The 19,851-nt window shown below is 61.2% G+C and carries 14 protein-coding genes and 1 pseudogene; 8 read left to right on the forward strand and 7 right to left on the reverse strand.

Going from position 1 to position 19,851, the window contains the following annotated elements; genetic code table 11:
• Positions 1-73 precede the first annotated feature (73 nt).
• Entirely contained in the window at positions 74-2,338 is a 2,265-nt protein-coding gene (locus ACSR1C_RS03070; protein ID WP_460257844.1) for an adenosylcobalamin-dependent ribonucleoside-diphosphate reductase, read from the forward strand.
• Positions 2,339-3,027: 689 nt separating this feature from the next.
• Here the strand turns inward: ACSR1C_RS03070 and ACSR1C_RS03075 are convergent.
• From ACSR1C_RS03075 to ACSR1C_RS03100, 6 genes and pseudogenes are all read right to left on the reverse strand, one after another.
• Positions 3,028-3,171 (reverse strand): annotated as a pseudogene (locus ACSR1C_RS03075) (transposase); the annotation flags it as partial.
• 288 nt (positions 3,172-3,459) lie between these two features.
• A complete protein-coding gene (locus ACSR1C_RS03080) occupies positions 3,460-4,686 on the reverse strand; it encodes a cytochrome P450 (RefSeq protein ID WP_460257845.1) in 1,227 nt (408 codons plus the stop codon).
• Between the two features lie 22 nt (positions 4,687-4,708).
• Positions 4,709-5,029: a 2Fe-2S iron-sulfur cluster-binding protein gene (locus ACSR1C_RS03085; RefSeq protein WP_460257846.1), complete on the reverse strand. Its 321-nt coding sequence runs from the start codon at positions 5,027-5,029 to the stop codon at positions 4,709-4,711.
• 195 nt (positions 5,030-5,224) lie between these two features.
• The gene (locus ACSR1C_RS03090; protein ID WP_460257847.1) at positions 5,225-6,403 is read right to left on the reverse strand and encodes an OmpP1/FadL family transporter; all 1,179 of its coding nucleotides are present in this window, start codon (positions 6,401-6,403) and stop codon (positions 5,225-5,227) included.
• 70 nt (positions 6,404-6,473) lie between these two features.
• Positions 6,474-7,229 carry an SDR family NAD(P)-dependent oxidoreductase gene (locus ACSR1C_RS03095; RefSeq protein WP_460257848.1) on the reverse strand — a complete coding sequence of 252 codons (756 nt, stop codon included), beginning with the start codon at positions 7,227-7,229 and terminating at the stop codon, positions 6,474-6,476.
• Positions 7,230-7,261: 32 nt separating this feature from the next.
• Positions 7,262-8,749: an aldehyde dehydrogenase family protein gene (locus tag ACSR1C_RS03100; RefSeq protein WP_460257849.1), complete on the reverse strand. Its 1,488-nt coding sequence runs from the start codon at positions 8,747-8,749 to the stop codon at positions 7,262-7,264.
• A gap of 1,051 nt (positions 8,750-9,800) precedes the next feature.
• Between ACSR1C_RS03100 and ACSR1C_RS03105 the strand changes: the two genes are divergently transcribed.
• On the forward strand, positions 9,801-11,093 hold the full coding sequence (locus ACSR1C_RS03105) for a cytochrome P450 (protein ID WP_460257850.1): 1,293 nt from the start codon (positions 9,801-9,803) through the stop codon (positions 11,091-11,093).
• A 116-nt stretch (positions 11,094-11,209) separates the two neighbouring features.
• Complete coding sequence (locus ACSR1C_RS03110; protein ID WP_460257851.1) at positions 11,210-12,454, forward strand: NAD(P)/FAD-dependent oxidoreductase; 1,245 nt, start codon at positions 11,210-11,212, stop codon at positions 12,452-12,454.
• 58 nt (positions 12,455-12,512) lie between these two features.
• Here the strand turns inward: ACSR1C_RS03110 and ACSR1C_RS03115 are convergent, their stop codons facing one another.
• The gene (locus tag ACSR1C_RS03115; RefSeq protein WP_460257852.1) at positions 12,513-13,286 is read right to left on the reverse strand and encodes a MerR family transcriptional regulator; all 774 of its coding nucleotides are present in this window, start codon (positions 13,284-13,286) and stop codon (positions 12,513-12,515) included.
• A 380-nt stretch (positions 13,287-13,666) separates the two neighbouring features.
• On the opposite strand from ACSR1C_RS03115, the gene ACSR1C_RS03120 reads away from it, so the two are divergent.
• The 5 genes from ACSR1C_RS03120 (at position 13,667) to ACSR1C_RS03140 (ending at position 19,837) form a co-directional block, all read left to right on the forward strand.
• Positions 13,667-15,304 (forward strand): GMC family oxidoreductase, encoded by a 1,638-nt coding sequence (locus ACSR1C_RS03120; RefSeq protein ID WP_460257853.1) that lies wholly within the window; start codon positions 13,667-13,669, stop codon positions 15,302-15,304.
• A gap of 55 nt (positions 15,305-15,359) precedes the next feature.
• Positions 15,360-16,856 carry an aldehyde dehydrogenase family protein gene (locus ACSR1C_RS03125; RefSeq protein ID WP_460257854.1) on the forward strand — a complete coding sequence of 499 codons (1,497 nt, stop codon included), beginning with the start codon at positions 15,360-15,362 and terminating at the stop codon, positions 16,854-16,856.
• Between the two features lie 73 nt (positions 16,857-16,929).
• Positions 16,930-17,982 (forward strand): TRAP transporter substrate-binding protein DctP, encoded by a 1,053-nt coding sequence (gene dctP, locus ACSR1C_RS03130; RefSeq protein WP_460257855.1) that lies wholly within the window; start codon positions 16,930-16,932, stop codon positions 17,980-17,982.
• Positions 17,983-18,042: 60 nt separating this feature from the next.
• Positions 18,043-18,525 (forward strand): TRAP transporter small permease, encoded by a 483-nt coding sequence (locus ACSR1C_RS03135; RefSeq protein WP_460257856.1) that lies wholly within the window; start codon positions 18,043-18,045, stop codon positions 18,523-18,525.
• 4 nt (positions 18,526-18,529) lie between these two features.
• Positions 18,530-19,837, forward strand: coding sequence for a TRAP transporter large permease (locus ACSR1C_RS03140; RefSeq protein WP_460257857.1), 1,308 nt, complete (start codon positions 18,530-18,532; stop codon positions 19,835-19,837).
• Positions 19,838-19,851 lie beyond the last annotated feature (14 nt).

Raw genomic sequence — 19,851 nt, forward strand, 5'->3', positions numbered from 1 at the left:
GTCTAGGTGTTGCGAAAATCAAGGCGACGCCGTATCTTGTCCACCCCTCTCACCCGCGCCGAAGGACCCTCGAATGACCCGTTTCTCCGCCCCCATTGCCGAGCAGATCTGGGACATGAAATACCGCCTGAAACAGGCGGATGGCAGTCCCGTGGACCTGACGGTAGAGGACACCTGGCGCCGAATCGCCCGCGCCCTGGCCGCGCCCGAGAAACAGCCCGACGCGTGGGAGGATACGTTCTTTGCCGCGCTGGAGGATTTCAAATACCTGCCCGCGGGCCGGATCACCGCAGGGGCCGGTACGGCGCGGGCGGTGACGCTGTTCAACTGCTTCGTGATGGGCACGATCCCCGACAGCATGGGCGGCATTTTCGATATGCTGAAAGAGGCCGCGCTGACCATGCAGCAGGGCGGCGGCATCGGCTATGATTTTTCCACCATCCGGCCCAGGGGCGCGGATGTGAAGGGCGTGGCGGCGGATGCCTCTGGCCCGCTGTCGTTCATGGATGTGTGGGACGCGATGTGCCGCACGATCATGTCGGCGGGGTCGCGCCGAGGCGCGATGATGGCCACCATGCGCTGCGACCACCCCGATATCGAGGATTTCATCACCGCCAAGCAGGATCCGGCGCGGCTGCGCAATTTCAACCTGTCGGTGCTGGTGACGGATGATTTCATGGAGGCCGTGAAGGCCGACGGCAGTTGGGATCTGGTGTTCGATGACAAGATTTATCACACGGTCGAGGCGCGCGATTTGTGGAACCGGATCATGCGCGCGACCTATGATTATGCCGAACCCGGCGTGATCTTCATCGATCGCATCAACCAGATGAACAACCTGAGCTATTGCGAAACCATCGCCGCCACCAACCCCTGCGGCGAGCAGCCCCTGCCGCCCTATGGCGCCTGCCTTCTGGGCTCGATCAACCTGGCGCGGCTGGTGCGCAACCCGTTCGACGCCATCGCCGAGCTGGACGAGGCCGAACTGGATACACTGGTCGCCACCGCCGTGCGGATGATGGACAACGTGGTGGACGCCTCGCGCTTTCCGCTGCCGCAACAGGCCGAAGAGGCCGCGAACAAGCGCCGGATCGGGCTGGGGGTGACCGGGCTGGCCGATGCGCTGCTGATGGTCGGCCTGCGCTATGGGTCCGAGGAGGCCGCGCGCCAGACCGAACGCTGGCTGCACCGGATCGCGCGCGCCGCCTATCTGGCCTCGGTCGATCTGGCCAAGGAAAAGGGCCCGTTCCCCCTGTTCGACGCCGAGAAATACCTGGCCACCGGCCACATGATGCAGATGGACGCGGATGTGCGCGAGGCGATCCGCGAACACGGCATCCGCAACGCGCTGCTGACCTCGATCGCGCCCACCGGCACGATCAGCCTTTATGCGAGCAATGTCAGTTCGGGGATCGAGCCGGTCTTTGCCTATGCCTATACCCGCAAGGTGCTGCAAAAAGACGGCACCCGGACCGAGGAAGAGGTGGTCGATTGTGCGGTGCAGATGTGGCGCGAAAAGTTCGGGGACAAGGAATTGCCCGACTATTTCGTGAACGCCCAGACCCTGGCGCCGCTGGATCATGTGCGGATGCAGGCCGCCGCGCAGAAATGGGTGGATTCCAGCATCTCCAAGACGATCAATTGCCCCGAGGATATTTCCTTCGAGGCATTCAAGGACGTCTATATGGAAGCCTATGAGACGGGCTGTAAGGGCTGCACCACCTATCGGCCCAACGCTGTGACCGGCTCGGTCCTGTCGGTCTCGGAAAGCTCTGACAAAACGCCCGAGACTGATACCGGTGCCGAAGTCATCTATATGTCCGAACCGCTGGACCGGCCGCAGGCGCTGGAGGGCAATACCTACAAGCTGAAATGGCCCGATTCCGAGCACGCGATCTATATCACCATCAACGATGTGGTCATCAACGGCCACCGCCGCCCGTTCGAGGTGTTCATCAACTCCAAGAACATGGAGCATTTCGCCTGGACCGTGGCGCTGACCCGAATGATCAGCGCCGTGTTCCGGCGCGGCGGCGATGTGTCCTTCGTCGTGGAGGAGCTGAAAGCGGTGTTCGACCCGCGCGGTGGGGCCTGGATGCAGGGCAAATACATCCCCTCGATCCTGGCGGCCATCGGCGGGGTGATCGAGCGGCATCTCGTGACCATCGGCTTTATCGAGGGCGAAGGCATGGGCCTGAAAGCCGACCCCCAGGCAGAGGCGATGGCGGTGGGCGAACGCCCGCGCGGCCCGGCCTGCCCGGCCTGCGGCGCCTATGACATGCGGATGGTCGAGGGCTGCATGACCTGCGCCAGTTGCGGCCATTCGAAATGTCAGTGATCCGGGTTGGGTCTGTTTATTCTGACTACCAATTAATGGCCACCGGCCGGGTTAGAATGGCCATTTTGCAAGCATAAGAAGTCTATCGGGCGGAAACGCCCGATTTTCTTGTTTTTAGCCCCTGAAGCACGATGCCCAAGGTTCGAATCTGTCCCAAGGGATATGGTGCGGCAGGAATGCCGTCCAAAATCGATTAGAAGAAATTCCTGTCCAATCTGGAGTTTTCAAGAGCAGGGGGCAAACCCATTGCTCCTGGACGGAAGTGATGCTCTTGACGCCTGATCGGTGGACCGTCCGGAACAGTGTGGCTTCCATGAGAGCCACGTTTTGAATGGCGCGGTCGTGTCTGTTGACCAGGGCGATAGGTTGTCTCGAAGGGCAACTATACCCGGTGGGCCCCTTATCTGAGGTTCATGGCCTGAAACGCAAATGGGGCGGCCAGAAGCCACCCCATTGTCTATCAATTTATCTCTGGTCTACGTGAGGTTCGTTGTTCGTGCGCGCACCGCGGCTTCTATCCGTGCATAGGCAATGAGGATCTCGTGCTGCGAATGTCCGCCATCGGGTTCAAAGCTCATTGCTCCTTCGGCAGACATCAAGCGGTTGACGCCTATCCGGTGGGCCATCCAGAACACAGCGCGGCTTCCATGAGATGAAAACGTTGAAAGAGATGGTCGCGCCTGTTAGCCAAGCCCGCCGAACCGAGCCTTGTATTTGTAGAACGTCGCCGTGCTGACCCCATGCTTGCGGCAGACATTGGCCGTCGTCATTCCGGCCTCCTGCTCCTTCAGCATCCCGATGATCTGCTCTTCCGTGAACCTTGATCGCTTCATTGTCCGTCTCCTGGTTGGAGCGGACTCTACCTCAAAATGGAGGAAGAAACGGGTCTCAGGGCAATCGCTTGGCGGACTGGCTCCAGCCGTTTACGCCAATCTCAACCGCGCCACACGGCCTGCTTCGCTTGAGCTACGCAAGGGCTCCGCTCAGCAGGCCTTGACCGCAACCCTATCAACAGAAAGAAACAGGAACGGATTATACACCTGAACGGCCCGGAACAGGGGGCTGGGTCATGATGAACGAGATTTAGCCCGGCACTCCTGCCGGGCCGAAATATGACAGCATCACGCTTGTCGAATAATTGCCTTCAGGCTGTCGATGCCGACCACGAAGTTGGAAAAGCGTCGCTCGGGCTCTCCGGTGGTCTCGATGACCCACCCGCGCTTCAGGATCTCTTCCCACAGAACGCGAAGCTGAAGTTCGGCCATGCGGTTGCCCAGGCAGCGGTGGATACCAAACCCGAACGATACATGCTGGCGCGGGTTCTTGCGATCGATCTTGAACTCGTAAGGGTCTTCGATCACCTCGGGATCCCGGTTGCCCGAGCAATACCACATGATGACCTTGTCGCCCTTCTTGATCTGCTGGCCGTGAAACTCGATGTCTTCCAGCGCGGTGCGGCGCATATGCGCCACCGGGGTCACCCAGCGGATGATTTCCGGCACCATGCTTTCGACCAGCTCGGGGTTTTCGCGCAGCTTCTTGTATTCCTCGGGGAACTTGTTCAGCGCGTCCACGCCGCCGGAAATAGAGTTGCGCGTGGTGTCGTTGCCACCCACCATCAGCAGCACCAGCATGCCGACGAATTGCTGCGGCTCCATGTTCGCGGTCTCCTGCGAATGGGCCAGCATCGAGATCAGGTCGTTCTGCGGCGGCATGGCGGTGCGTTCGGCGAACAGTTCCTTGAACTTGATGATCATCGGCTTGAGCTTTTCAAGCTTGACGTATTCGTCCGTGATCTCGGTGCCGGCGTCGACATCGGTGTTCACGATGTCCGACCAGGTGGTCAGATCCATGCGTTCCTCGACCGGGAAGTCCATCAGCTCGCACAGAACACGGCCGGTCACCTCGACCGAAACGCGCTCCACCCAGTCGATCTCTTCGTTCAGCGGCAGATCGTCGAGCACCAGGGTAACGATGTCGCGGACTTTCTGCTCCATGTTGTGGAGGTTGGAGGGCGACACGATCGGGTTCACCACCTTGCGCTGCTGGTCATGCTCCGGCTGGTCGGCGGTCATGAAGCTTTTGCGGATGGTGTCCTTGGGCTGTTCCTTGATCCAGATGCCGCCATAGGCCGCATCGGAGGAAAACATCTTCGGGTTGGCTTCGACCTCGATGATGTCCTTGTACTTCGAGATCGACCAGAAGGGCCCGTACTGGGTGGTTTCGTGGAAATAAACCGGGGCTTCGGCACGCAGGCGGTCGAAGACCTCGAAGTGTTCACCGCTTTGAAAACGGGTTTGGACCGACGGGTCCAGATCGCTTAGCGGGATATCCTTGATGGCTGTCATGGCTTTCTCCTTCACGCGACAATCAGAATTGTTCGATCGGCAGGTGCACAACCAGGCCATCCAGCTCGTCGGTGATCTCGATCTGGCAGCCCAGGCGTGCGGTTTCGGCAATCTCGGGCAGGAAGGTCAGCATCGACTCTTCGTTTTCCGAACGGGCGCCGGTCTTGGCGAACCACTCCGGGTCAACGGTGATGTGGCAGGTTGCGCAGGCGCACATACCGCCGCAGTCGCCATCGATGCCCTGAATGTTGTTGTCGACCGCAGCCTGCATGACGTTGCTGCCCACCGAAGCTTCAACCTCGTGTTTGGTGCCGTCGTGGTCCACAAAAGTAATCTTAGCCATGTTTCCTCCTCCAAAGCTGCGGCGGTTTGATACCGCCTTGTCGGGTTGATCCGGTTGCTGCGGAACCCGATGTGATATTTGGCCTGATATACTAATGGCTGGACCATTATGTCAATTCAAGCCCCTGAGAGCCCCTGCGGCACAACCTTGCTGAAATGCCGCAGGAAAAGGGTGATTTTGGACTTTCCGACCCGGTCAGAAGGTCCAGCCGTAGGTGACGGCATAGGTGTCGATTCGGGTGTCCAGGTCGGTGCCTGTCGACAGGCCGGTGCCCGTCTGTTTGCGTGCGATGGCGCGGTTGAAGGCAAAGCTCCACTCGCGATCCTCGCGGGGTTTGTAGGTTGCGCCGATGGCGACGTGGGTGTCGGGCGTAACCGGGGTGAAATAGTTCAGGGCGTTATCGTCGGTTTCCCACAGGCGGCTTGATTTGCTGACGCCACCACGGACCGCCCACTGATCGTTCAGTTGGTACTGGGCGCCCAGTTTCAGGATGTGCTGTTCCTTCCAGCCGGTGCCGGGGCCGTCGGGCGCACCGAGAATGAAGCTGCCGGGAAAGGAATTGCCCAGCGGTTTGACATCGGCCCAGTTGATCCAGTGGTAGTCGGCCAGAAGGGTCAGTCGCGGGCTGGCATCGAAGGCCAGACCCAGGATCGCACGGGCCGGCAGGTCGATATCGGTTTCGTCCGCGAGGTGCCCTTCATACCCTTCCAGATCACCCATATGGATCTGGCTGAAATAGCTGGCGGAAACGCGAACCGTGTCAGTAAGCTGGCCCATATAGCCAATGCTGAAGCCCGCGCCGAAAGAACCTGTATCGCCGGGATCGCCAACGCCATAGGCCTGTAGCCCGGTCAGGTCGAAATACTGGCCCGCCAACAGCAGCGAAAAACCAACGGCGTGGTTCTCGTTCAGTCTATAGGCTGCCGAAGGGGCCAGGACGAGTTGCATCAACGTGGCGCCCGTGTCGGTGACGCCGGGGGCAGGCGGAATCGGTTCGCCATAATCCACCAGAACGCCCACGCCGTAGGTCGACAAACCAAAGGCCCACTTGTCGTTATACTGATACGAGACACTGGGCAGCACCGCCGGCAGCAGCGGGTCGTCATTGTAAGGCGCACCAAGGACGGTCGAATTGATGTCTACCGACAGCAGCGCGCCGGTGATGTCGACGCGGTTGCCGGTGAAGGCGAACCCGGCCGGGTTCACGGCGCCGATCTGCGAATCCGTAGGATTGGCGGCGCCCGCACCGGCCATGCCCAACGTGGTGGCGCTGTAGCCCGAGAACATAAGGCCGTCATTTGCCATCGCGCTGAGCGGCGAAAGCGTGATTAGTGCCGTGGTCAGCGCCAAGGCTTTTGCATGCGTGAATTTCATGAATTCCTCCCCTTCTTCCCAACGCATCCGGGCGGCTTCCTCCTCCGCCCGGATGCGCGTTCATTGTTTGTTACTGGCTAAAGAAAAGGCCGCCATCGACGATCAGGTTCTGGCCGGTGATGTAGCCGCCTTCGTCGCTGGCCAGGAAGGCCACGGCGTTGGCGATGTCCAGCGGCTCGGCCGAACGCTTGATCAGGCGCATCGAACTGGCCGTGCCTTCAAAGGCTTCGTGCTGTTCGGTATTGGCCTTGGCGTTTTCCGAGTGGGTGTAGCCGGGCGACACCGCGTTCACGAGGATGTTGCTTCCGGTCACAGCCATCTCGCGGGCCATGCCGCGGGTCATGGCGGCCACTGCGCCCTTCGAGCTGACGTAGTGCAGCATCATCGGAATACCCAGATGCGCGATCACCGAGGCGATGTTGACGATACGGCCATGTTCCGATTTGCGCAGCGCTGGCAGACAGGCCGAGGCACAGACCCACGGGCCCATGACGTTCACATCCATCAGCTTGCGCCAGTCGCTTTCCTCGATGGCTTCCATCGGGGTGTAGTTCAGGCCGGTGAAGATGCCCGCGTTGTTCACCAGGATGTCGATCCCGCCGAACTTTTCCTCGGCGGCTGCGGCTGCGGCGGTCATCGACTCCTTGCTGGTGACATTGGCTTCGACACCGATGGTGTTGCCACCCATCTCGGCCGCGGCTTCGGCGGCGCCTGCGATGTCGGCGATGACGACGTTGGCGCCCTCTTTCTGGAACAGTTCGGCGATGGCACGGCCGATGCCGGTGGCGGCGCCGGTGATCAGGGCGGTTCTACCTTGAAGTTTCATGTAGTCTTCTCTCCTTGGAATTCTGTGGTGTCTCAGCCGAACTGCTGGTCTTCCAGTGCTGCGACGACCGATTTGGTTTCGGTGTAAAGGCTGATGCCCTCTTCCGAGACTTCGCGGCCCCAGCCGGAAGACTTGAACCCGCCGAAGGGCATCGACGGATCGACGATGCCGTGGCAGTTGATCCAGACCGACCCCGCGTCCAGCTTGGCCGCGCTGGTATGGGCGGTGCGCAGATCGTTGGTCCAGATGTTGGCGGCCAAGCCATAGACCGAGTCGTTGGCTTCGGTGATGACGGCATCCATATCGTCGAACGGGGTGACAGACAGGACCGGGCCAAAGATCTCTTCCTTGACGATGGTCATGTCCTTGGTGGTGTTGCCGAAGATGGTGGGTTTGACGAAATAACCCTCGTCGCCCACGGTTTCGCCGCCGCAGATCAGATCGGCGCCTTCGGCCTTGCCCTTTTCGACAAAGCCCATCACGCGATCCTGCTGGGCTTTCGACACAAGCGGGCCGAGCATGGTGGTCGCCTCGCGGCCATTGCCCATCGGGAAGCTTTCCACCACTTGGGCCAAGCCGCCCACGACCGCGTCATAGACCGAGCGGTGCACATAGAGCCGGGTCGCGGCGAAACAGATTTGGCCGGAGTTGAAGAAACAGGCCAGCGCGGCGCCCGGGATGGCCTGCGCCAGATCGGCATCGGCGCAGATGATCGAGGGCGACTTGCCGCCCAATTCCAGGCTGACGCGCTTCATGTTGCCAAGGGCGGCGGTGGCGATCTTCTTGCCGGTGGCGGTCGAGCCGGTGAAGGCGATCTTGTCGACGCCTTCATGCGCGGCCATGGCCTGGCCGGCGATATGGCCAAAGCCGGTGACCACGTTGACCACACCCTCGGGCAGGCCGGCCTCGTGCATCAACTGAACCAGCCGCAGGGTCGACAGCGAGGTAACCTCGGACGGTTTCAGCACAACGGTACAACCGGCGGCCAGCGCCATGGCGAGTTTCCAGGATGCCATCGCCAGCGGATAGTTCCAGGGCGTGATCGCGCCGACAACGCCGACCGGCTGACGCAGGGTATAGGCGTGGAAGGCACGGCCATCGCCGCTGACCGGAATGGTCTTGCCGCCCAGTTTCGAACACCAGCCGCCCATGTAGCGGAAGATCTCGGCCGAGGCGGGCAGGTTGACCATCATCGCCATGCTGACCGGCATGCCGTTGTCATAGCTTTCCAGCAGGGCCAGTTCCTGTGCGTGCTCTTCGATCTTGCGCGCGATGTCTTCCAGCAGCTTGCCGCGGTCGATCGGGCGCATCCGGCTCCAGGCGGCACCTTCAAAGGCGGCGCGGGCGGCGGCGACGGCCCGGTCGACATCTTCTTCGGTCGCTGCGGCAAGCCGGGCGATCGTGGCGCCGTTCGACGGATCCTCGACAGGAATGGTTTCTTCCGATGCGGCGTTGACCCATTGGCCACCGATCAGCATTTGGCCGGTCGGCGTGTGGATCAGATCCTTGATGTCTGTCATGTTTCAGGTGCTCTCACAGGTAATGTTCCGTACCGTTCAGACACAGCTGGCCAATCCCCTGCATGTGATGAAGAGATCGGTTCGCGTGAATGGCGAAACAGGTGTTGGCCAACCCCTCGGGGTGACCGTCAGGTCAGATTTTCGGCGATTTGTTTGATTGTCGTCGCGCGCCGGTTCGAACCGGGTCGGTCATGATGGCTCCTCCCTCTTGTGGCTGCGTACCTGACATCCCGCGCGCCCTCCCTTGGCGTTTGATGGCGGGATGCACAGCTTGTGTACGCTGCTGTATCGGCGAGCAAGGTAGGCGGGGCAGGGCAATACTGTCAATAAAAATGCGTATCAGTAGAACGCAAACGATCCGTGCGCCATGGCCCGATGGGTTCCCAGCTTAAGGCAGATGTTTCCAACTTATTGAAATAAATTAGATATTTCTGTTTTGGTGAGTGATTCTGGTGTGGAATGTCTTTGAGAGCAGTGCTTTTTCTGGATTTATGGTGGCATGACGGGGGCTGTGCTGTCGTTTCCCGACACACCGAATCGGCCGATGCAGTACGACGATCATTTAAAGGATGATCCATAATCCATGAAGATTGAAGGGGCGGAACGCACGGTAAGATCCGGATCCGAAATATTGTAAGTGCAGCGAGCGTCGAAGCTAAATTCTTAAAAAGTAAATTAAAACAATAAGAAACCGTAATTCTGGCTTGGGTTTCGCGGCGTGCCGAAAGGGAGATCTGGCGGCAATATCCGCCGGGGATCAGGCCTGCCTGAAGAGGGCGCCAGGCCGAAAATACGGGAAAAGTTAAGCAGTATGTTGACGAAAGCCGATTTTGCCGCCTATTTTGCGTATATTGGATGCGCAAAATGGACAGGGAGGTCCAGCGCGTCGATGGGAGGAGAAATCATATGAATACCGCTACGAGTCTGAGCGGCGCCTGGCGGGCCAGGGGCCGGACGATCAGGTGAAGCCGTTGATTTCGCTTCTTGAGCTACCTGCAATCAGCGGTCGCCGCCTTCATCGGTGCGTGGCCTCTTCAGACATGGAGTTGAAATGTCTCAGACGATGATCCCCGCCGAGCTTGTGGCACCTTTGTTCAATCCGCTGACGTTTGGCATCGGCAAACGCGACCAGGCGCATGAAATCCTGAAAACTCTGCGCAAGGACTATCCGCTGGGCAAGGCCGAGGTGCCGGGTTTCGATCCGATGTGGATCGTGTCGCGCTACAGCGACGTGCGCGAGGTGCTGCGCAAGGACGACGTGTTCCGCTCGGCCATCGAATCCAAGACGCTGGTGCCGCAAAGCGGCAAGGAACTGGTGGCGCAATACACGGGTGGCAAAAAGAACATTCTGCGCACGCTGGTGCATATGGATGGTGAAGACCACATCAAGCACCGCAACCTGACCGCGCCGCAGTTCACCCCCGAGGGCCTGAGCAAGTTCAAACCGATGGTCGAAGAAAGCGCCGACCGCTGGATCAAGGTCATGGACGAGCAGGCGCCCGAGATTGACTTCGCCAAGGAGGTCGCGTTCCGCTACCCGCTCGAGGTCATGATGGATATCGTCGGGGTCGACCGCAAGGATCACCCGCGCATCCTGGAGCTGGTGCAGTGGTTCTTCAACTTTGCCGATCCCGATCTGATGCGCCCCGGCGCCGATCCGACCGACCCCACCGAGGTGGTGAAAACCTGGGATCTGGTCAACAACGAATTCGGCAAGATGTATTCCGAGGTGATCGCCGATCGCCGCGGCTGCCCGAAAGACGACGTCGCCACAATCCTGGCCAACAGCGACAAGCATGGCTGCCCGATGGATCCGAATACGATGATCTCGTATTTCCTGATCTTCTCGTCGGCGGGGCACGATTCGGCGGCGGCCACCACCGCCACCGGCATGTGGTATCTGGCCGAACATCCGGAGCTTCTGGCGGAGCTGAAGGCCGATCCCAAGCTGATTTCCGCCTTCGTGGAAGAAGCGATCCGCTGGACCTCGCCGGTGCAGCAGTTCATCCGCACCGCGAATGAGGATTACGAGCTGAGCGGCCAGAAGATCAAGAAGGGCGATCAGATGTATGTCTCGTACTTCTCTGCCAACTTCGACGAGGACATGTTCTCCGAGCCCTTCACGTTCAACATCCACCGCCGCCCGAACCGCCATATCACTTTCGGCGCTGGCAGCCACATCTGTGTGGGCGCCAACCTGGCGCGCATGGAACTGAAGGTCTTCTGGGAGAAGCTGATCCCGCGGCTCGAAAGCGTCGAGCTGGCCGGCGAGCCCAAAATGGCGAATTCAGAATTCGTCTGCGGGCCGAAAAGCGTGCCGATCCGGTACACGCTGACGGCCTGACCGGATTTCCCGGGCTTCGAAGAGGCCCGGGAGCCTTCTCGTCGGCGGTAGTGGCCGCCGGCGGATTTTTAAGGGCGCGTGACGCCCGTTCACGCGAACAGACAACGAGACACGACATGGAACGCTCGACCGAACAGAAAATCGTCATTCTTGGAGCAGGTCAGGCCGCAGGCACCGCCGTTGTGACGCTGCGCCAGATGGGGCACGACGGCCCGATCACCCTAGTGGGTGACGAACCCGCACCGCCCTATCAGCGCCCGCCGCTGTCCAAGGCCTATTTCAAGGGCGAGCTTCCCGAGGCGCGGCTCTATGTGAAACCTGCGGGCTTTTACGACGATCAGAATGTGACGCTGAAGCTGGGGCAAAGGGCGGTTTCGCTGGATCGCACCGGAAAGGCCGTGACGTTGGAAAGCGGTGAAGTGTTGCCCTATGACAAGCTGATCATCGCCACCGGGTCGCGCCCGCGCATGATCCCGGTTGCGGGGGCTGACCTCGACGGCGTCATGGTTCTGCGTACGCTTGAGGATGTCGACAAACTGCAACCGCTGGCCACCCGGGGCAAGCGCCTGGTGGTGGTCGGCGCCGGCTATATCGGGCTGGAGGCCGCCGCCGTCGCCCGCCAGCTCGGGCTGGAGGTGACCGTGCTCGAAGCGATGGACCGTGTGCTGGCCCGTGTGACCAGCCCGGTGATTTCCGAGTTTTATCAGGACGTGCATCGGAGCGCCGGGGTGGATGTGCGGCTTAACGCCCGGATGAAGGGCTTCGTCGGCGAAGACGGTCATCTGACCGGGGTCGAGATGGAGGATGGCGAGGTTATTCCCGCCGATATCGTGTTGGTCGGCATCGGGATTCTGCCGAACCAGGAACTGGCCGAAGAGGCCGGGCTGACCTGCGAGAACGGTATCAACACCGACGCGCAGGCGCGCACCACCGATCCCGATATCTATGCGATCGGTGACTGTGCGAACCGGGTCATCGTCCAATACGGTCATCGCGGGCGGCTGGAGAGCGTGCATAACGCCATCGAAACGGCCAAGATCGCGGCCGCGTCGATCTGCGGCAAACCGGCCCCGGCGCTGGATGCGCCCTGGTTCTGGTCGGATCAGTACGACATGAAATTGCAGACCGCGGGCCTGTTGACCGGGTTTGATCAGGCGGTGGTGCGCGGCGACATGAGTGCGCGCAAGTTCTCGGTCTGGTACCTCAGGGGCGGCGAGTTCCTGGCGCTGGACGCGGTGAACATGCCGGGCGAGTTCATGGCGGCCAAGCGACTGGTGGGCAAGGGTGTCAAGCTTGATGCCGAGGCGCTGAAAGACCCGTCTTCGGACCTCAAGCTCATGATTGCCGGCGCTATGGCCTGACCGGCCGGCACCTCCTCCCACGGCAATCATGCGCGGCGCCCTGACGGGCGCCGCGTTTTTATTCGGGTTTTCCGGGTGCTTCCGGGCCGATCTTCTTGAGGAAGCTCTTCAGGCGCAGCAGGCCGAAGAATTCCAGCATCAAGGACAGGGCCTGTTCCAGCATATCGACCGCCTTGTGCTCATCAATCCGGCCTTCGACGCGCTCACGGAAGAGGTGGGATTCATGGGTCGCGACATATTCCGCCGCGTGGCGGTAATAGCTGAGGATATCGGGTGAAAATCCATGCGCTTCGTCGAACCCCGCGGTGCGCATCTGCGACCATAGCTGAAGCATGCGCGCGTCAGACAGGCTGACCGTGGGCCCGTCCTTGCCGTTGATCATCGTCACGAGCCCGTGGTTGGCCATCAGATGCGCGTCGCTACGGGCCATCGGGTTCCGCTCGGCCAGACTATCGAGCGAGACGTTCCCGGTGCTGTCATATTCCACGCGCGTGGCAAGCAGCGTTTCAAGGTTCTGAAAGGCGCGCGCGTCCAGCCGGCGGTTCATTTGCTTGCCGCTCAGCACGTCGCGGATCTGTGGCAAGGTCATGCCGGATTGTTTTTGCAGATTGCGCACGGCGCGTATCGTCTCGACATGGGTTTCATCATAGTCGGCGACATTGCGCTTGGGGCGCGAGGGTTCTGGCAGCAAGCCGTGCCGGAAGTAGACTCGAATAGTCTCGCGGTTTACGCCAGTTTGGGCCTCGAGATCACGCATTTTCATAAGAGATATATATAAATTAACAGCGTACTGCGCCAGTCTTTTTCGCCTGTGCCGGCCCTGCAATGCCATCGCAATCTGCAAAGGGGATGCCATAGCTGCATGCGCATCCGATCGCTGTTCTTGTCCGGTAAATAGCGGTTTAGAGGTGGTATTTCCACTTGAGGCTCGTCTGAGGTTCAATGCCCCTGTGCCCGAGGGGCTGGGCCCTATCCGCGCTGCCATGGCGGGCCTGAAGGGTGGCCAGGCCGATAGGAATCGGCTGGATGCCCGAAGAATTTTCGGCTTGCGCCTCTCCGAGGCTGCCAGTTTCAGAAATTTTTACCTTAAATCAACGCCTTGTCGGATAGCGCCGATATGCCCGACGCGGATGAGCAAGGGGAATTGACATGCCTGCTCTGTTTTGTGTCTAATGGTCCGGCCATTAAAAAGAATGGGCCTTGGGAGGGGAAATGTCGGACACCCACTTTGATTATGTGGTGATTGGCGCCGGTTCGGCCGGCTGCGTGATCGCAAACCGTCTGTCGGCGGACCCGAACTTGCGCGTTGCGCTGATCGAGGCGGGGGAGTCCGACAAGCGTTTCCCTTTGAACCTGAAGGTCAAATTGCCGTTCGGAAACATCTTCCTGCTGCCCGATGATCGCTACAACTGGAAAGATGAATTCATCGCCTCCGAGGTGAACCCGGACAAGCGCATTCCATGCCCGCGCGGCAAGCTGGTGGGCGGATGTTCGGCCGTGAACGGAACCGTCTACATGCGCGGCCATTCGTCGGACTATGACGAATGGGAGGCACAGGGGAACCCCGGCTGGAGCTATGATGAGGTGCTGCCCGCCTTCATCGCGCATGAAAACTGGGGCCTCGACGTCAACGAAGGCTACCACGGCCACGGCGGCGAGTTGAACGTGGGCCCGGTGCCCACACCCAACGTGATTTCCGGCGCGATCATGGCGGCGGGCGAAGAGGCCGGCCACGCGGCCGTCGAAGATTTCAACGGGCCCGAGCAGGACGGGCTCGGCCTGTTTTCGGTGAACCAGAAAAACGGCATGCGGATGAGCAGCGCGCACGCGTTCCTGCATCCCGCCATGGGGCGGCGCAACCTGACGATCCTGGATCAGTCCCTGGTCGAGCGGATCAATGTTGAAAACGGTCGCGCCACGTCTCTGACCATTTCGCGCAAGGGCAAGCGCCAGACCGTTCGCGCCGCGCACGAGATCATCCTGTCGGCGGGAACCGTGAATTCCCCGCATTTGCTGATGCTCTCGGGTATCGGTCCGGCGGCCGAGTTGCAGAAACACGATATTCCGGTGGTCGCCGACCTTCCCGGCGTGGGCCAGAACCTGCAGGATCACCCCGCCGTTGGCGTCGCGTTCGAGGATATCTCGGGCAACACGCTGGCACTGTCGTGGAAGACCTTGCCGAAGCTGGCCGCGCAGGCGATGCGCTATGTCTTCACCCGCACCGGCGTCTTTGCCTCGAACGTGGCCGAGGTGGGCGGGTTCCTGCGCTCCAAGGCGGGGCTGAACCGCCCCGACGTGCAGGTCACCTGCCTGATGGGCCTGAAAACCGCCGCCTCTTTCATTCCGCGCCAGCACGGGTTCGTGACGCTGATCAACATCTGCCGGCCGGAAAGCCGCGGCCGGATCGAGCTGAAATCGGCCTCGCCGACGGATCGGCCGACGCTCGTCGCCAATTTCCTCGACAGTCAGAATGACGTCGATACGCTGGTGCGTGGCGTGCGCGAGGTTCGCAAGATCATGCGCAAACCGGCCATGGCGGCCTATGCGGGCAAGGAGCTGGTGCCCGGTGCCCAAGTCGACAGCGACGAGGCGCTTGAGGCCTACGTGCGCGAAACCGTGGCCACCGTTTATCACCCCGTGGGCACCTGCAAGATGGGCCCCGACACCGATCCGATGGCGGTCGTCGATGCGCGCCTGTGCGTGCGCGGAATCGGCGGGTTGCGCGTGGCCGATGCCTCGATCATGCCGTCGATCGTGGCCGGCAACACGTCGGCGCCCGCGATGATGATTGGCGAACGGGCGGCGGCCTTCATTCTGGAAGACCGCCAGGCCATGCGCCAAGTGGCCTGAACGCCATACTATTTTCCCCGCACTCATGCCGGGGCAGCATTCCAGGGAGAGACTCATGGGAATTCACGATCAACGCCTGCAGGATACGATCGCGCTGGCAAAATCCAAGCCGGGCCAGTTGCTGATCGACGGACAGTGGGTGAACGCGCTGTCGGGCGAGACCTTTACCACCGCGACGCCTGCCACCGGCCAGGTCATCCGCGAGGTGGCCAAGGGCGGCCCGGGTGACATCGACCTCGCTGTTGCCGCGGCCCGCCGCGCGCTGGAAGAGGGGCCGTGGTCCAAATTCTCGCCCTTCGAGCGGCAGGCGGTGTTGCTGAAACTGGCCGATCTGGTCGAACAGCACTGGGACGATATCGCCAAGCTGGACTCGCTCGATCTGGGCAACCCGATCACGCGCACCGCAGCCGGCAAGCGCCGGTCTGTCGGCCTGTTGCGCTACTACGCCGGGCTTGCGACCGCGATCCACGGCCACACCATCGAAACCTCGGCCCCCGGCAATCCGCTGGCCTATACGCTGAAAGAGCCGGTGGGCGTGGTCGGTGCGATCAACCCGTGGAACGGCCCCTTCGGCATGAGCGTGTGGAAAATCGCGCCCGCACTGGCCACCGGCTGCACCGTGGTGCTGAAACCCGCCGAACAGGCGCCCCTGTCGCCGATCTATTTCGGCCAGCTGTGCCTCGAGGCCGGCGTGCCGCCCGGCGTGGTCAACGTGATCTCGGGCATGGGCGATGCGGGCGCGCATCTGGCCGCGCATCCGGGCGTCGACAAGGTGGCCTTCACCGGGTCGACCCATGTGGGCCAGCGCATCATCGAAGCTTCGGCCGGGAACGTGAAGCGCGTGACCCTGGAACTGGGCGGCAAATCCCCCAACATCGTTTTCGCCGATGCCAATCTCGACAAGGCCGTGCCCGCCGCCGCGATGGCGGTGTTCCTGAACTCGGGCCAGATCTGTTCGGCCGGAACGCGCCTGTTTGTCGAAGAAGCGGTGTATGACGAATTCATCGAAAAGGTCGCCGCCTTCACCACGTCGCTGAAAGTGGGCGATCCGCTGGATCTGGAAACCCAGCTTGGCCCGGTGGTGTCACAAGAGCAGATGGAGCGTATCATCGGCTATCTCGACATCGGGCGCGAGCAGGGCGCGACGGTTTCGGCCGGGGGCGGCCGTATTCTGGAGGACGGTCTGGAGAAAGGCTATTTCCTGCAGCCGACGGTGTTCAGCGGCGTTGATGACGATATGAAGATCGCCCGCGAAGAGATTTTCGGCCCGGTTCTGTCGGCCCTGAAATTCACCGATATCGACGATGTCGTACGCCGTGCCAACGATACCAGCTTTGGTCTGGGCAGCGGTGTTTGGACCCGCGATATCAGCAAGGCCACCCAGGTGTCGCGCCGCCTGAAGGCGGGCAGTGTCTGGGTCAATTCCTATCAGTTGATGGATCCCGCGGTGCCCTTCGGCGGCTACAAGATGAGCGGCTACGGGCGCGAATCCGGGGTCGAGCACATTGAGGAGTTCCTCAATACCAAGGCGGTCTGGATTGCCGAGGGATAAGCCAAGCGGGCGGCGCACTGGGAGGTGCGCCGCCCGTTGAATTTTTGATTTCCATATGAGGGAGGTATTGGAAATGCTCACGAACAAACTGCTGCGGGCCCCGGCCCGCATTCTGGCCGCCGCCGCGTTTTGCGCCGGCACCATTCTGGGCGGCGCGGCCTTCGCGGCTGACGACGCGACAACCCTGTCGGTCTCGATCTTCACCCCGCCCAGCAGCGACCTGAACAAGCTGTTCCGCGTGATCGAAGAGCAGCTCGCTGTCGAAACCGACGGGAAACTGGAACTCGAACTGTTCGAGGCCAGCCAGATGGGCCCGGCCCCGCGCCAGTTCGATCTGGTGCGCAAGGGCGTGGCCGATATCTCTGTCGCCCTGCTGGGTCTGACCCCGGGCCGCTTCCCCAAGATGGAGCTGCTGGACATGGCCGGTGTGGTCGACACCGGCGTTGGCGCCGATGTTGCCGTGCCCGCCTCGGCCGCCGTTCTGGACCTGGCCGAAAGCCATCTGAAAAAGGAACTGGCCGGCGTCAAGTTGTTGAACATCACGGTTCTGCCCAACCCGATCATTCTGACCAAAGATGAAATCTCGGGGCTGGCCGAACTGAAGAATATGCGCATCCGCCACCCCGGCCCGGCGCATTCGAAAACGCTGGAAGCACTTGGCGCTGTTCCGACCTTCGTGCCTTCCACCGAAATGTCCGAGGCGCTGGCGCGCGGCACCGTCGACGGTGTGCTGACCGGCTATTCCGGCATTCGGTCCTTCAAGCTGATGGACAGCGCGAAATATGTGATCGAGCTGGCCTCGGGCGGGATGACCTTTGCCGTGGTGATGAACCAGAAATCCTACGACCGCATCCCGGACGATCTGAAGCCGGCCTTTGACAGGCACTTCGGCCCGCAGGGGCAGGGCGAATGGGGCCGCCTTCTGGCGCGCGACGAACTCGAGCAGCGCGGTCTGCTGGTCGAACAGGGGCTGATCGTGAAAAGCCTGTCCGACACTGATGCCGCCGCCTTCGCCGAGATTTCGGCGCAGTTGCGCGCGGATGCGGCACAGGCACTGGATGCCAAGGGCGTGGATGCCACGGAGTTTCTGACCGCGCTGGAAGCCGCCGCTGCAGCCTATCGCTAGTAGGGCAACCGCGATCCGCGGGGGTCCCCTCTGCGGATCGCGTTTATGCCGGAGAAAATCATGTTCCTTCTGTCCAAACTCAACCGCGTTATGCAAATCGGTGCCGCGCTGGCGATGTTCGCCATCATCGGGGTAACGATGTACGATGTAATATTCGGGGCGCTGACCGGGCGGCCTGTCAGCGGGGTCTACGACATCGTGGAAACCTGCCTGGCTTTCGTAATCTATCTCAGCGTGCCCGAAATTTTCCGGACCGAGGGCAATATTCGCATCGACCTGATCGACTATGCGTTGCCCACGCCGGTGTTGCGGGCCGTCATCCTGTTCGGTCGGGTGCTGACGCTGGCCTTCGCCATCCTGATCGCCGTCGCGATTGTTGCGCCGTTTCGCGATGCGATCGAATTCGGAGATGCCAAATTCGAGACTGGTATCCCGGTCTGGTTCATCTGGCTGCCAATTCTGGCGGGCTCGTTCCTGGCGGCCCTGAGCGCGATTGCGGTGCTGCTGTCACCCGACCACGACGCCAAAATCCAAAAGGACTGACCCTATGAGCGTTCAGATGATCGGCCAGCTTGGTATGCTGGCCCTTATTGCCCTTGTCTTCCTGCGGGTGCCGGTGGCCGTGGCCATGGGGCTGGTCGGCTTTGTCGGCTATGCCCTTATCAACGGCACGCAAAGCGCGTTGGAGGTTACAGGACACGTGCCCTATGACATTGCCACGAACTATACCCTGTCGCAGTTGCCCCTGTTCGTGTTGATGGGGGACCTGGCCGTGCGTTCGGGCATGTCGGCGCGGCTGTATTCCGCGGCGCGCCATCTTTTTGCCGGGCTGCGCGGCTCGCAAGCCTACGCGACGCTGGGCGCCAGCGCGGGATTCGGCGCGGTCAGCGGTTCGTCGATCGCCACAGCGGCGACAATGACCCGGGTTGCGGTGCCATCGATGCGCGCGGCCAGATATGATGACCGCCTGTCGGCGGGCAGCATCGCGGCGGGGGGAACGCTGGGCATCCTGATCCCGCCGTCGATCGCGCTGGTGATCTTTGCCATGATCGCCGAGCAATCGGTGCCACGGCTCTATGCCGCCAGCCTGATCCCCGGCCTGCTGCTGTGCCTTCTTTATATCCTGATCGTGGTGGTCCTGGTGCGTATCTCGCCCGAATGGGCCCCCGAACAGGATGAACGTATGGGGTTTCTGGCCCGCTTTCGCTCGCTCTGGCTGGTGTGGGAGATCGTCCTTTTGTTCGGCGTGGTGATCGGCGGGCTTTACGCCGGCATCCTGACCGCGACCGAGGCCGCCGCTGTCGGCGCTTTCGGGGCCTGGTTGCTGGGGGTGATCACCCGACAGTTGAACTGGGCGGATACCCGCGACGGTATTTTCGAAACCATCCGCACCACGGCGATGTTGTTTGTCATCCTGTGCGCGGCGCATATCTTCACCTATTTCGTGGTGCTGACCCAGATCCCGCAGGGCCTGGTGGGCGTGGTCGAGGGGCTGAATCTGAACCCCATCGTGCTGCTGTTGCTGATCGGCGTCTTCTACCTGATCCTTGGTTGTTTTCTTGAGGCCTTCGGCATGATCCTGATCACGGTGCCGATCTTGCTGCCGCTGATCCAACAGGCGGGGTTCGACCCGATCTGGTACGGTGTCTTTCTGGTGATCATGATCGAAACCGGCATGATAACGCCGCCGGTAGGCATGAATATCTTCGTGATGCAAAGCCAACTGCCGACGATGTCGCTGCTGCGCCTGTATCAAAGCGTTCTGCCCTTCGTGCTGGCGCCGGTATTCTTGGGCGTACTGATCATCTTCGTGCCAGAGATCGTAACCTGGCTGCCTTCGGTCCTATTCGATTGATCCCATGGCGTCTG

It is taken from the genome of Actibacterium sp. D185-2, assembly GCF_054954595.1.

What these genes read in the sequence shown, in the direction of transcription:
- ACSR1C_RS03135 (WP_460257856.1), top strand. Translation starts at nt 18,043, where the DNA reads ATGTTCCTTCTGTCCAAACTCAACCGCGTTATGCAAATCGGTGCCGCG.
- ACSR1C_RS03090 (WP_460257847.1), bottom strand. Translation starts at nt 6,403, where the DNA reads ATGAAATTCACGCATGCAAAAGCCTTGGCGCTGACCACGGCACTAATC.
- ACSR1C_RS03070 (WP_460257844.1), top strand. Translation starts at nt 74, where the DNA reads ATGACCCGTTTCTCCGCCCCCATTGCCGAGCAGATCTGGGACATGAAA.
- ACSR1C_RS03120 (WP_460257853.1), top strand. Translation starts at nt 13,667, where the DNA reads ATGTCGGACACCCACTTTGATTATGTGGTGATTGGCGCCGGTTCGGCC.
- ACSR1C_RS03085 (WP_460257846.1), bottom strand. Translation starts at nt 5,029, where the DNA reads ATGGCTAAGATTACTTTTGTGGACCACGACGGCACCAAACACGAGGTT.
- ACSR1C_RS03095 (WP_460257848.1), bottom strand. Translation starts at nt 7,229, where the DNA reads ATGAAACTTCAAGGTAGAACCGCCCTGATCACCGGCGCCGCCACCGGC.
- ACSR1C_RS03140 (WP_460257857.1), top strand. Translation starts at nt 18,530, where the DNA reads ATGAGCGTTCAGATGATCGGCCAGCTTGGTATGCTGGCCCTTATTGCC.
- ACSR1C_RS03125 (WP_460257854.1), top strand. Translation starts at nt 15,360, where the DNA reads ATGGGAATTCACGATCAACGCCTGCAGGATACGATCGCGCTGGCAAAA.
- ACSR1C_RS03105 (WP_460257850.1), top strand. Translation starts at nt 9,801, where the DNA reads ATGTCTCAGACGATGATCCCCGCCGAGCTTGTGGCACCTTTGTTCAAT.
- ACSR1C_RS03115 (WP_460257852.1), bottom strand. Translation starts at nt 13,286, where the DNA reads ATGGCATTGCAGGGCCGGCACAGGCGAAAAAGACTGGCGCAGTACGCT.
- ACSR1C_RS03100 (WP_460257849.1), bottom strand. Translation starts at nt 8,749, where the DNA reads ATGACAGACATCAAGGATCTGATCCACACGCCGACCGGCCAAATGCTG.
- ACSR1C_RS03080 (WP_460257845.1), bottom strand. Translation starts at nt 4,686, where the DNA reads ATGACAGCCATCAAGGATATCCCGCTAAGCGATCTGGACCCGTCGGTC.
- dctP (WP_460257855.1), top strand. Translation starts at nt 16,930, where the DNA reads ATGCTCACGAACAAACTGCTGCGGGCCCCGGCCCGCATTCTGGCCGCC.
- ACSR1C_RS03110 (WP_460257851.1), top strand. Translation starts at nt 11,210, where the DNA reads ATGGAACGCTCGACCGAACAGAAAATCGTCATTCTTGGAGCAGGTCAG.